Genomic DNA, 12,395 nt, shown 5'->3' on the forward strand with positions numbered 1-12,395 from the left:
GGGATAAACATAGGCTTTTTTAACCAGACGAGTACCCCGTATGCGGACTTGCTTGGCGCAGGCGGGATGGTTATGATGATAGGATGACACTTGTTAATCATACAGGAAGGATCTGGTAGTTTCATGAGTCGCAAAGAACGCATAGCCGAACTGGATCTCATTCGCGGCTTTGCCTTTCTCGCTGTCGTCTATCAACACGTCATCGGCATTTTTATCAGAGAGCAGGGCTTGAGCGAACAGACGGCTATCGTATACGGAATGTTGTTTCACTTGCTAAAATTCGCCGTTCCGGCCTTTATTTTCATCACGGGGTTGGTGTTATTTTACAACTATTGTGAAAAGGTGAACTACATCGGCTTTATGCGCAAGCGGGTAACGGAAATTTTGGTGCCATACGGGATCTGGTCGGCGGTTTACATGTCTCTGCAAACATGGCCGCAAGGATGGGAGAGCAGCTTTTTCCGGACGGTGATCAAAAACCTCGTGACGGGAACCTCCTCCTACCATTTATGGTTTGTCGTCATGATCTTCCAGTTTTATTTGCTTTATCCGCTGTGGCAAAAGCTGTTTCGCTTTTTGCATCGTCTCGTCGTGAATCGCACCCGGTTTGTCGTGGTCGGCGCCTTGCTTGCTTTCGTATACGGCGGTCTGATGTGGTTTTCGGCTCGCTACATTCCGGCGCATATGGCCGACTTTGGCGGTGGGCCGCTTGAGCTGTATATGATCAAGTATCGCGACCGCAACGCGTTCTACTACTTCTTTTACTTTTTGTTGGGCGGCGTGGCAGCTGTGGCTTTGCCTGCTTTCCGCGCATGGATCGGCAAGCGCTGGATGTGGATTGCGGCAGCGTTTTGCCTGTTGTACGGCTGGATTGGCTACGAGCTGCTTCAGGTGTTTGCCAGCGGAAGCATCAGCCTAAATGTGGCGACATCGCTCAAGCCGTCCATGTTTTTGTATACGGTGGCGTCGCTTCTTGGCGTTTACGGCTTGGCGCTCTTGATCGGGAAAAAGCAATTGGCTGTGACGCATTGGCTCAGTCTTGTCGGCAAGTATTCGTACGGCGCTTATTTGATGCACGCGCTGGTCTTGACTTACCTTATGAAAGCCGTGCGCGGCATCGGTTTGTTTCACACGGGAGTGATCGGCAGTCTGGTCGTTTTTGTCCTGTGCGCCGCTGTTTCGTTTTTCCTGTCGTACGGGCTGGGAAGACTGCCGTTTGGCGCTCTGCTCGTAGGAGCTGCCGAGAAAAAACGGGTGAGTGAACCTGCGAAAAAACAACTGCCACACGCAGGATAATGGAGAGGATTTCGGCACGTGTGGATGGAACAGTAGTAGGAGCACGAGAGGAGGAAAGAATTACCCCATGCTGTTCGCCTACATTCAGTTGGCCCTATCAATGGCATTGGTAGGAATGAACATTTCCATCGGTAAAGAAATGGTTTCGCACGTGCCCGTTTTCCTGTTTTCCGAGTTGCGGTTCCTGATTGCGATCGCGATTTTGCTGCCGTTGCTCTTTTGGCGCGGCGAGTGGAAGTCGTCCTGGAGCAAGGAAGAGGGGAGCGTCCTGTTCTGGCAGTCGTTTTTCGGCGTCTTTCTGTTCAGTGTTTGCATGTTGTACGGCGTGCAGTGGACGACCGCTACAGCCGCAGGGATTATTACGAGCACGGTTCCAGCCTGCATCGCTCTGTTTTCCTTCTGGATTCTCAAGGAAAAGCTTCAACTGAACAACATGCTGGCGATTGCCCTTTCCGTGGGCGGAATCAGCCTGATTACGTTTACGGGAGGAGCACAGGAGCAATCGCTGGCGAGTATGCTGGGCAACCTGCTTGTGTTTTTGGCTGTCGTCAGCGAAGCGCTGTTCACGATTTTTGCCAAGCGCTTGTCAGGCAAAATTACCCCGTTTCAGATGACCGCCGCGATCAACGCCATCAGCTTTGTCATGTTTTTGCCGTTTGCGATCTGGGAGGCGGTTCGCTTCGATTGGGGAGCCGTACCGGCCCATATATGGTGGCTGTTGCTTTATTACGCGGTTACGGCGAGTGTGCTCTCGTTCTTCCTCTGGTACAACGGAGTGGCGAAGGTGGAGGCATCCAAGGCTGGCTTGTTTACCGGAATGATGCCGATTAGCGCAGCGCTCGTTGCCGTGCTGTTTTTGAACGAAGCGTTTACGTGGATGCATGGGGTCGGGATGGTTCTGGTGCTTGCCTCGATTTTTGTAGGAACGCAGCGGATTCGGCGTACCGAGACGAGAATAGAGGGATGATTCAGTTTGTTGAAAAATATGAATAAGCCGCGGCAGGGGTTGACCTAGCTGGGCGGAGTCGTCGAGCCGTGATTGGCGGCGCGAGCTTTTCGATCCTAGACTGGATTTACGCGTCAGGCTTTCCGTTCATCGGGCTGGTGACGCTCGTGGAAAAACAGCAGAAACATCGCGGCGGACAAGAAAAAAGCGCTTTGGCTAGGGGGCCAAAACGCTTTTTGTGCTTATTTTGCCACTGCTTTTTCCAAGTCTTTGACGCCGCTGTAGATCAATTGGAACAGATCGTCGATGTTGTCCTCTTCGATGCAAGAGAAAGCGATGCGCAGATCGGTTTGGCCGAGAGCGATCGTACCTACGCCGTACTGTTCCAGCAAGTGCTGGCGCAATGCTTCCGCTTCGACGGTTTTCAGCTTGAGGCACATGAAGTAACCGGAGTTGAACGGATAGTAGCCCCAAGCGTCGTCGAATTTGCCGCTGTCGAGCAGTTGCTTCACGCGGTTGGCGCGGCCTCTCATGATTTCCAGCTTCTCCTGTTTTTGTGCCTTGAACTCAGGAGAGGTGAGAGCTTGCAGGACGAATGTTTGCGATGGGTGAGATCCGCTGGAAATGGTTGCGCGGATAATGCCCAATGTTTTTTGCTCCAGCGCGGCGAGCAGGTCGCTGGAAGGAGCTGCATATGTGATAAAGCCGACGCGGAAGCCCCAAACGTATTCTTCTTTGGTCGCGCCATCTACTTTAATAGGGAGGATGCGCGGATGTACGTTTGCCAGGCTAGGGAACAGCGACTCGTGCATGGAGTCTTCGAAGAACAGGCCAAAGTACGCATCGTCTGTTACGGCTACGATGTTGATGCCCGCTTCTGCTCCTTCTTTGAGCGCTGCCACGATTTGACGGCCTTCTTCTGCCCCTGGCGTGTACCCTGTCGGGTTGTTCGGGAAGTTCAGGACGACAATCGCTTTTCCTTTATCTTTTTGCGCCAAAATCGCTTCACGCAATCCGGAGGCATTAAACTTCATCTCATCGTTATACAATGGATAGTAGACCATTTCAGCACCGCGACGGATGGAGAAAGTCAGCTCGTAGTTTTCCCAGTTTTTGTCCGGGATGATGACGCTGTCGCCGTTGTCCGCAAACAGGTCTGCAACCACGCTCAGGCCGTGGGTCAAAGCGTTGGTGACAATCGGATTGCTGAACGTCAGGTTCGCCAGCGAAGGCTGTTCCTCCATCATTTTTTGCCGCCATGCTGCACGCAGCTCAGGCTTTCCGGCGGGAGGAGCGTACTCGTACAAATCTTTTGGCGCATAGGCCGACAGATTGTCTTGAATCACTTTCAGGTGCATCGGTTGGCCGTTTTCCAGGGCGATCCCGATTGTTGCATTGTATTTTTTCGCTTTTGCTTTCGCTTCAGCCGATTGGCTCAGAATTCCTTCTTTTGGAAAGTAAATCAGCTTGCCGATGTTGGACATCATCTCAAAAACGTGTGGATTTTCCCGCTGAATCGTCTCATTCAGCTGTGATGCCAGTGAATGCATGGTAGCCTCCCTCTTCCTTTGGAACATCTGTTTATCATCAACAATAAAGATAGCGCATCTACATGCATTTGTCATCTAGCAGGCAGGGATTTTTCAGATTTTTGAACGGATTCTTTTGACAATGGGTAAAAACGTTTGCTACGTTGTAAACACATAGAGGGGCAGGAGGGATTGTACCGATGGCAGAACGGAGTATCGTTCTATTAGGGAATCCGATTTTGCGCGACAGGTCGAGAAAAGTGACATCCATGACTCCCCAGACAGAAACGATTTTGCAAGACATGAAGCATACGCTGTACGCCAAAAAAGGACGGGCCGGATTGTCGGCTGTGCAAATCGGCGTTTTGCAGCGGCTGGTTGTGCTGGATTGCGGCAGCGGCCTGGTCGAGCTGATCAACCCGGAGATTGTGGACGTGAGCGGCGTTCAGATAGGTCCAGAAGCTTGCCTGTCGATTCCGGGGGTGATCGGGATCGTGAGTCGGGCACGCTCTGTAAAAGTGCGGACAGAGACGCGCAGCGGCGAGAAGCACGTCTTTGAGGCAGAGGATTTTTTCGCGCGTTGTCTTCAGCATGAGCTGGATCATCTGGAAGGAATTTTGTTCATCGATCATGTAGAAGCACTGTACTCTGCGAAAACGGGCAAACAGCTCAGGCCAAAAGACGCCAACGCGATCCTGGCATACAGAAGAGACGTCTACCGACAAGCATGACAAGCGCTTGATGTTTTGCGACAACAAGGAGAATGACAAATGAAGCGTTGGAACATCGTATTAACAGGATTCGGAACCGTAGGCAAGCAAATCGCGCGACTGCTGCAAGAACGTAAGGACCGTTACCGCCAGTTGTACCAGGCTGACGTCAGGCTTGTCGGCGTCGCCCGCTCAATTGGCGGCTTATACGATCCGCATGGACTTGCGGAAGAGGGCTTGAACGCATTTGCGCAAGAAAAGAAAGCGGCTGATTCGGCATGGAACGCCGAAGCATGGTTGGCGCAAACAGAAGCGGACATCTTGATCGAAGCCGGGCCGTCCGATGTCCAAACGGGAGGAGCGAGCCTTGGCTTTATCCGCCAGGCGCTTACAAAAGGAATGCACGCCATTGCCGTGTCAAAAGGTGCGCTCGTCGTCGATTACAGCGGCTTGTCCGCTTTGGCAAAAGAGCAAGGCGTCCAGTTGAAAATCAGCGGGGCGACTGCGGCGGCTTTGCCGACCATCGACCTGTTCACCTACAATTTGGCTGGCTGTGAAATCAGGCACGTAGAAGGCATTTTTACCGGAACGACCAATTTTGTGCTGACGAGCATGATGGAAGAAGGGATCAGCAGCGAAGAGGCGATCCGGCGGGCGCAAGCGATGGGAATCGCAGAGCCTGACCCGACATATGACATCGAAGGCTTTGACACCGCATCCAAGCTGACGATTTTGGCCAATGCTGCGTTCGCTGCTCCAATCAAGCTGTCCGACATCCCGCGGGCCAGCGTGCGCGAGGTGACAGTGGAACAAATAGCGGAGTGGAAACAAAGCAGGCGTGTGCCCAAGCTGGTCGGGACGATCAGGCTGACTGCGGACGGGATTCAAGCGGCTGTAGAATTGAAAGCGGTTGAAGCAAGCCACCCTTTTGCCCGTGTAAAAGGCACTACGAAGGCGATTCGGGTAGAAACCGATGTGATGGGAGAGCTGATGGTGGTCGGCGGGAAGTCAGACCCTGTAGCAGCGGCAGCCGCAGCGCTGAAAGACCTGGAGCATATTCTCAGCAAGTAAAAGCGCAGTTCCTAAACGGCAACAGCTCTGAGCAAGCTTCGTCTGTTTTCCAGCGATCGGCAGGCATGTATTTGCTGCTTTCACGCGCATACTACCGATGTACCACAAACTATCCAAATAGCGGCGAGGGGGCCATACGATGAAGCAATCATCTGATGTCAATGCCGAACTGCAACAAGTTTCTGCCTATCCGACCAAACAGAAGATGAACCAAAAGGATGTCGCTCTGTTTGACGAGCAGAAAGGTTGCGGCTGCACCCCCGAAGCGAAAAACGCGGCAAATACGGAGCAAGGCTAGCTCCACACGAGAAAAGCCGGGTCTCTTTGTGCGAAGAGAAACCCGGCTTTCGTGTGAAACGATTGTTTTATCCGATAAATTCTTGAACCCAGTAGCCGTTCGTGTATCCGACACCGATTTTGGTAAAGGCCGGGTTCATAATGTTTTTGCGGTGGCCATCACTGTTCATCCATTGCGTCATGACTTCTTCAGGGCTGCGTTGACCCATGGCGATGTTCTCGCCCGCAGTCATATAAGAGATGCCAAACTGCTTCATCATGTCAAATGGCGAACCGTACGTAGGGCTTGTATGGTCGAAGTAGTTGTTGTTCGACATGTCCGCTGCTTTTGCAAGTGCCACTTTGGACAAAGAAGCGTCCATCGTCACGGGAGCCAGTCCTGCTTTGGCGCGTTCCTGATTGACGAGATCAGCGACTTGCTTGGCGAAATCTCCTGTTTTAGCCTGGTCAGCTTGTCCGGTTGGAGCCGCAGGTGTAGTTGCAACTGGTTGCGCAGGTGCTTGCGGTGCTGTTTGCGCTGGTTTTTGTACGGGCTTTTGCACTGGCTGCTGCTGAACAGGTACTTGCTTTACTGGTGGAACAACAACCTGGTTTTGCTGGGCATTGGATGCAAAAGGCAATTGTCCCGCATATGGAATCCATTGATAGGAAAATTGATATGGTGTACTGTTACCGTTTTTCAACGGGCAGTTTGCGGAAGTTGCAGCAGAAGCAGAAGTAGTAAATCCGGTCAAGGCCAAGCCCAATCCCAGAGTCATGGCGATGGCAGTAGCTCCAAAACGTTTCATATTCACATCGTCTCCTTTTTTTGGCCTACGAGGTTAGTTGTCGGATTCGGGTTGAGGAAACAACCCTACGCTCCTTCGAGCGATTCACCCCATAGCGGGTTTTGTTGACCCGCGTAAAAGATCCCCCGCACTTCCATTCGTGAGGAAGTTTCGGCGTATTGGTTTGGCATGACCCAGAATATCAGACCATCCCGCCCGAAATAAAGGAGTAATATCTGCCAATCTGCTGGAAACGTTGGTGCTAGTGCGTTTATTTCGCTTCGTCTTCGTCGTCCTTCCACGCTGTCAATCCGCCGAGCAGCGCTTTTGCCTCATATCCGTGCTCGCGCAGCAAAGCTGCCGCTTTTTGGGCTTTATTTCCCGTTGTGCATACAGTGATGATCTGTCTTTCTTTGACGGCCCGTTCTGTTTCTTCATCTAATAGTTTGGCGTCTTGCGCAAGCATGTGCACGTAAGGAACATTTCGCGTGTCAGCGAATTTGCTTTCCACACTGCCTGTCTGAAATTTGGCTTCGTCGCGAACATCAAGGAACAAAATCGGAGTACCCTTTTCCAAAAGTTGCTTGATTTCTTGCTTTGTATACACTTCTTTTGACATGAATCATCCCTCCAGAACCTTAGTGTATCAGGTGAGAAACGGGCCGTGTAGCATCTAAATAGTTGATTATAGCGTATTTGTATGATAGAATGATAGTATTACTTGAATAATTAAGCCTAATTCATCGAGGTGCATAATGATGCTGATGGATAACGTTTTTGGATTCCCGATTCACACTGGCGCGGTCATCGGAGCCGCAAGGATGGGAGAGAGGAAGGGCTTTCGTCGTTTTAGGTTTTCAAAAAGTTTTGGTTTTAACATGGCAGTTCCGTCCTATGACACTTTCATATTGTCGAAGTAGAATAAATTCACATATCATGAAGGCGTATTGCAATCAGATGTTGGAGTATTTCTTCATGATATGTGAGCTTTATTTGCCTCGGTAAATATGACTGCATATTCAAATTGACTTTTGGAGGTTTTTTTACATGCAATCGAACGGAACAGTTAAATGGTTTAACGCAGAAAAAGGTTATGGCTTTATTCAAGTAGAAGGCGGAGACGACGTTTTCGTACACTACAGCGCAATCCAAGGTGACGGCTTCAAAACTTTGGAAGAAGGTCAACGCGTTCAGTTCAACATCGTAACTGGCAACCGTGGCCCACAAGCTGAGAACGTAACAAAACTGTAAACCTCCTTTATAAAAGAAACTGTCCTGAGTGGGCAGTTTCTTTTTTGTGTCTGCGGGAACGAATTACAGAAACGGATTGTTTACATAAGCTCCTTTGGTAGCCATGACGAGCAAATTCGTCGCCATGAATTTCGGTGTGTACGGCATGTCGTGTTCGAGCCACAGGTCGTGGAAAAAGCAGTCGCCACTTTTGGCAAAGTAGACGTACTGGTCAACAACGCTGGCGTCAGTACGGATCAAAAACTGGAACAGTTCGACGTGGAGCAGTGGAACAAAGTGATGAGCATCAACTTGACAGGCTGCATGCTCGGGATGAAATACGCGGTGCCAGAAATGAAGAAAGCGGGCGGCGGCTCGGTCATTCACATCTCGTCCATCGCTGGCTTGGTTGCCCTGAACTACACGAATGCGTATACGGCGGCAAAAGGAGCGCTTCGCTCGCTTGCCAAAGCGTCTGCTGTCGAGCTTGTCCCAGACAACATCCGCGTCAATTCCGTTCACCCGGGAATTATCGTGACGCCGATGATTCAGGAAGCGCTCGATCACGGGGCTGGACAAATGTTTGAAAGGGGAACGCCGTTGCCGCGATTGGGCAACCGGAAGATATCGCTTATGGTGTCCTGTATCTCGCTTCTGATGAATCCAGCTTCGTAACAGGCACGGAATTGGTCATTGACGGCGGTTGGACAGCCCGATAACGATAACGAAAAGACAAGGCGTTGGGAGATGCATCCCGGCGTCTTTTTTCTCTACCCATACACGCTTGTTCTCCCGTATAATCGAGAATGCTGTCTTTCAAGCAAGAACGGGGAGGGAACAAGATGGAAGAATGGTTGGAATCGCTGCAAAAGGCCGTTCCGCTGCTGCAACAGGCTGTGAGCGTGAACGAAATCAAAAAAGGACATTCCGCAGACAAAAAATACCGTGTCGATTTGCCAGAAGGGCGTACTGTGGTGCTCCGAGTCGCAAGCGAGCAGCAGGCTGAGCAAAAAGCGCAGGAATTTGCTGTCTTGCAGTCGCTTGCGTCGTATCCGATCCGGGCTTCCAAGCCGCTTGCTTTTGGCGTGCGAAAAGAGCTGGGGATTTGCTACATGCTCGTGAGTTACATCGAGGGCGAGGATGCCAGAGATCGCTTGCCTTTTTACACGGAAAGCGAACAGCAGCAGACAGGATTTTTGGCGGGGCAGGATTTGGCAGCCATGCATCAGCTTGCGGCTCCAGCGGCGATCCCGCCTTGGATAGACCGATGCGTGCAAAAGCATCGCAGGTACGTCGAGGCGTATCAAACGTTCTCGCCACCGCTTCCGTACGGAGACAAAATCTTGGCTTACATTGAGCGGCACTTGGCCTGTCTGGAAGGACGGCCGAACCAGTTTTTGCATGACGACTTCCATGTCGGCAACCTGATTGTCCGCGATGGCACTTATGCCGGGGTGATCGACTTTAATCGCTACGATTGGGGCGATCCGGTTCACGAGTTTGTGAAGCTGGTTTTTTTCAGCAAAGAAGTGAGCGTTCCGTTTTGCAACGGTCAGTTGGCCGGGTATTGGAATCATCAGGAAATTCCGGACGAATTTTGGACCTTGTTCAACGTCTATACGGCAATGACCGTTTTTTCCTCCATCATCTGGACCAAGCGAGTTGTGCCCGAGCAGCTGCCGGACATGATCGCGCGGGTCAATCTTATCGTCGAAGAGTACGATGCTTTCGAACGGCGCACTCCGCATTGGTATAAACGGATCGAAAAATAAAAAAGAACTATGGCAACTACCATAGTTCTTTGGGAAAAGGGTGCGACAATTACAGACAGTGGCTGTCGATTTCTACAGTAAGCAGCTGGCTAGGAAGCACAGACAAGCCAACTACTTGACCGCCGCCGACAGACGTACGTCCGTAAGTTGTCAGAAGGACATTCTCGGCGTTGCCGTTACGGCCGACAATCAGGCGCACTTCGTAGTGGTTGGTCGCAACAACAGTTGCGTTCAAGGCAATACGAGTGTTGGCTGCAAGGGTTTGTGTTACGTCGAGAAGTGTACCTACTGGATTGGTTTGTGTGACAGCATCGCCCCAGTTCAATACTTGCACACGCACCTCTACAGGTTCGTCGTTGAGGTTGACCAAGTCGATGTGAGCGGTAAGAGCAACGTTCAGGTTGTTTTGCAAAATACCTGTTGTTCTCACCGTCGTTCTGCGATGATGGCCTCCATCTCTGTCGTGTGTGCTTGCAAACTCCATTTCAGACATCCCAGATCACTCCATTCTTCAATCTTAACTGATGGGACAATATACAATATTACGTCTTGTCTCCTTTTGTAACGGCGAACGTAATGGGACGAGTAACCATTTCTGATAGAAAGCGGTGGAAATGTTGAAAGAAGCTTCCATATTCAAGCAATTAGACTATTCGGCGCGTTTCGAATGGGGATATGACGGGGTGGAGGAGCTGGCGGGCCACTCTGATATTCTAGTAATCATTGATGTGCTTTCGTTTACGACCTGCGTTGACATCGTGTGCGGGCGAGGCGGAGTCGTCTATCCGTATCGCACGAGAGACGAGACAGCGGCCGTTTATGCACAAAAGCAAGGCGCCTTGCTCGCGGGCAAACGCGGCGAGCCGCTTTCTTTATCTCCGTCCTGTCTGATGACGCTTCCAGAAGGGAGCAAGATCGTTTTGCCGTCGCCATGCTGTACGACTGCGGCTCGGGCTGAGAGCTTGCCGCGAGGGGATTTACAGAGGATGTCACCCTTGCTGCTCAATGGAACCACAGCCAGACCGTGCCCGTGTTACGCAGCGATCTCGCCTACGAAGCCTCCCGTTAATTCCCGCTTTTCTCTGCTTGTTCCCGCATAAAGACTCCCTGGTTCGGAAACCATTCTCATGAACGAGCGAGAATTTGGACAGGGAGGATGAACATGGAAAAAGACAACCAGGCCACGTCAGGCAAAGCAACGGAAGAGGAGCTGCTTACGAACCGCCAAGGTCATCCGATTACCGACAATCAAAACATGCGAACCGTCGGGAACCGCGGCCCTACTGTTCTGGAAAACTACGATTTTCTGGAAAAAATCACGCATTTTGATCGGGAGAGAATCCCGGAGCGTGTCGTGCACGGGCGCGGTGCCGGAGCGCATGGATACTTCGAAGCGTACGGAACAGTCGGGGGTGAACCGATCGCCAAGTACACGAGAGCGAAGCTGTTTGCGGAACGCGGGAAGCAGACTCCGGTATTCGTGCGCTTTTCCACGGTTATCCACGGTGCGCACTCGCCAGAGACATTGCGCGATCCGCGCGGGTTTGCCGTGAAGTTTTACACGGAAGATGGCAACTGGGACTTGGTCGGAAACAATTTGAAAGTATTTTTTATCCGCGATGCGATGAAATTCCCTGACCTCGTTCACGCCTTCAAGCCGGACCCGGTGACGAATATTCAGGATGTGGAGCGGATTTTCGACTTTATTTCCAACACGCCGGAAGCGATGCACATGATTACGTTTCTCTTTTCACCGTGGGGCATCCCGGCGAACTACAGGCAAATGCAAGGCTCTGGCGTCAATACATACAAATGGGTCAACCAGGCGGGCGAGGGTGTTTTGGTCAAGTACCATTGGCAGCCGCTTTCGCAAGGAATCAAAAACTTGACGCAGAAGGAAGCAGAAGAAATACAGGGGAAAAACTTCAATCACGCGACACAGGACTTGTATGAAGCGATTGAGCAAGGGAACTACCCGGAGTGGGAAATGTGCGTGCAAATCATGAGCGACGACGAGCATCCCGAGCTGGATTTTGACCCGCTCGATCCGACGAAGCTGTGGCCGGAGGATCAGTTCCCATTTTTGCCTGTGGGAAAAATGGTGCTGAACAAAAATCCGCAAAACTATTTCGCGGAAGTAGAACAGGCATCTTTTGGGACGGGCGTGCTCGTCGACGGTCTGGACTTCTCGGATGACAAGCTGCTTCAGGGCAGGACGTTTTCCTACTCGGACACGCAGCGCTATCGGGTAGGGGCAAACTACTTGCAGCTGCCGATCAACGCTCCGAAAAAGCACGTTGCGACCAATCAGGAAGGCGGCCAAATGCTCTACCATGTGGACCGCCAACAGCCGCATATCAATTACGAGCCGTCCACGCTCGGCGGGCTGCATGAAGCAAAGCAGGGCGCTCCCGACCATGAGCCGACGGTGTCAGGAAAGATTGTCCGGCAAAAAATTGACCGCACGAACGATTTCAAACAGGCTGGCGAGCGCTATCGGCTGCTGGAAGACTGGGAAAAGGACGATCTGATCGCCAATTTGACCGATGCCTTGTTGTCCTGTGATCGGCGCATTCAGGAAAAGATGCTCGGCTACTTTTTCCAGTGTGACGAGGAGTACGGCGCACGCTTGAAGCGAGGCATCGAGCAGGGTGGTCAAAATGCCGACAACGGACACGGCGGGCCGATGGGAGCGACGAATCCGGGTGCTGGCGTGCGCCAGGCCGAGGAAGACGGTCATGCTGCGGAGCCGTATTAATTAGCAAGCAAGACGATTC

Annotated in this window: 13 protein-coding genes, 1 pseudogene and 1 riboswitch; of the genes and pseudogenes, 10 read left to right on the forward strand and 4 right to left on the reverse strand. The window is 51.7% G+C overall.

Annotated elements, in window-relative coordinates; genetic code table 11:
• Positions 1-123 precede the first annotated feature (123 nt).
• On the forward strand, positions 124-1,296 hold the full coding sequence (locus tag HP435_RS14645) for an acyltransferase (RefSeq protein ID WP_173599331.1): 1,173 nt from the start codon (positions 124-126) through the stop codon (positions 1,294-1,296).
• 67 nt (positions 1,297-1,363) lie between these two features.
• Positions 1,364-2,263 (forward strand): DMT family transporter, encoded by a 900-nt coding sequence (locus HP435_RS14650; protein ID WP_122966850.1) that lies wholly within the window; start codon positions 1,364-1,366, stop codon positions 2,261-2,263.
• A 221-nt stretch (positions 2,264-2,484) separates the two neighbouring features.
• Here HP435_RS14650 and HP435_RS14655 read toward each other — a convergent pair whose 3' ends face one another.
• The gene (locus tag HP435_RS14655) at positions 2,485-3,792 is read right to left on the reverse strand and encodes an aminotransferase class I/II-fold pyridoxal phosphate-dependent enzyme (RefSeq protein WP_122966849.1); all 1,308 of its coding nucleotides are present in this window, start codon (positions 3,790-3,792) and stop codon (positions 2,485-2,487) included.
• A 179-nt stretch (positions 3,793-3,971) separates the two neighbouring features.
• Here HP435_RS14655 and def point away from each other — a divergent pair, with 179 nt between their 5' ends.
• The 3 genes from def (at position 3,972) to HP435_RS14670 (ending at position 5,850) form a co-directional block, all read left to right on the forward strand.
• Positions 3,972-4,502, forward strand: a complete 531-nt coding sequence (gene def, locus HP435_RS14660) for a peptide deformylase (protein ID WP_173599332.1) — start codon at positions 3,972-3,974, stop codon at positions 4,500-4,502.
• A 39-nt stretch (positions 4,503-4,541) separates the two neighbouring features.
• Positions 4,542-5,552 (forward strand): homoserine dehydrogenase, encoded by a 1,011-nt coding sequence (locus HP435_RS14665; RefSeq protein ID WP_173599333.1) that lies wholly within the window; start codon positions 4,542-4,544, stop codon positions 5,550-5,552.
• Positions 5,553-5,691: 139 nt separating this feature from the next.
• Positions 5,692-5,850, forward strand: coding sequence for a hypothetical protein (locus HP435_RS14670; protein ID WP_167470398.1), 159 nt, complete (start codon positions 5,692-5,694; stop codon positions 5,848-5,850).
• A gap of 67 nt (positions 5,851-5,917) precedes the next feature.
• Here the strand turns inward: HP435_RS14670 and HP435_RS14675 are convergent, their stop codons facing one another.
• Both HP435_RS14675 and HP435_RS14680 read right to left on the reverse strand, forming a co-directional pair.
• Positions 5,918-6,637: a CAP domain-containing protein gene (locus HP435_RS14675; protein ID WP_173597372.1), complete on the reverse strand. Its 720-nt coding sequence runs from the start codon at positions 6,635-6,637 to the stop codon at positions 5,918-5,920.
• Between the two features lie 7 nt (positions 6,638-6,644).
• Positions 6,645-6,803: riboswitch (cyclic di-AMP (ydaO/yuaA leader) on the reverse strand.
• Positions 6,804-6,887: 84 nt separating this feature from the next.
• Complete coding sequence (locus HP435_RS14680) at positions 6,888-7,235, reverse strand: rhodanese-like domain-containing protein (protein ID WP_173597371.1); 348 nt, start codon at positions 7,233-7,235, stop codon at positions 6,888-6,890.
• 428 nt (positions 7,236-7,663) lie between these two features.
• Between HP435_RS14680 and HP435_RS14685 the strand changes: the two genes are divergently transcribed.
• The 3 genes and pseudogenes from HP435_RS14685 (at position 7,664) to HP435_RS14695 (ending at position 9,618) form a co-directional block, all read left to right on the forward strand.
• The gene (locus HP435_RS14685) at positions 7,664-7,867 is read left to right on the forward strand and encodes a cold-shock protein (RefSeq protein WP_063231283.1); all 204 of its coding nucleotides are present in this window, start codon (positions 7,664-7,666) and stop codon (positions 7,865-7,867) included.
• A 168-nt stretch (positions 7,868-8,035) separates the two neighbouring features.
• Positions 8,036-8,565: pseudogene (locus HP435_RS14690) on the forward strand (SDR family oxidoreductase).
• A gap of 123 nt (positions 8,566-8,688) precedes the next feature.
• Positions 8,689-9,618: a phosphotransferase family protein gene (locus tag HP435_RS14695; RefSeq protein ID WP_173599334.1), complete on the forward strand. Its 930-nt coding sequence runs from the start codon at positions 8,689-8,691 to the stop codon at positions 9,616-9,618.
• Between the two features lie 49 nt (positions 9,619-9,667).
• On the opposite strand, the gene HP435_RS14700 is transcribed toward HP435_RS14695, so the two are convergent.
• On the reverse strand, positions 9,668-10,111 hold the full coding sequence (locus HP435_RS14700; RefSeq protein ID WP_122966843.1) for a hypothetical protein: 444 nt from the start codon (positions 10,109-10,111) through the stop codon (positions 9,668-9,670).
• A gap of 121 nt (positions 10,112-10,232) precedes the next feature.
• Here HP435_RS14700 and HP435_RS14705 point away from each other — a divergent pair, with 121 nt between their 5' ends.
• Entirely contained in the window at positions 10,233-10,718 is a 486-nt protein-coding gene (locus HP435_RS14705; protein WP_229049923.1) for a 2-phosphosulfolactate phosphatase, read from the forward strand.
• 62 nt (positions 10,719-10,780) lie between these two features.
• On the forward strand, positions 10,781-12,376 hold the full coding sequence (locus HP435_RS14710; RefSeq protein ID WP_173599335.1) for a catalase: 1,596 nt from the start codon (positions 10,781-10,783) through the stop codon (positions 12,374-12,376).
• Positions 12,377-12,395 lie beyond the last annotated feature (19 nt).

Origin of the sequence: Brevibacillus sp. HD3.3A, from assembly GCF_013284375.2 — a bacterium.
GTDB classification, from domain to species: Bacteria; Bacillota; Bacilli; order Brevibacillales; family Brevibacillaceae; genus Brevibacillus; species Brevibacillus parabrevis.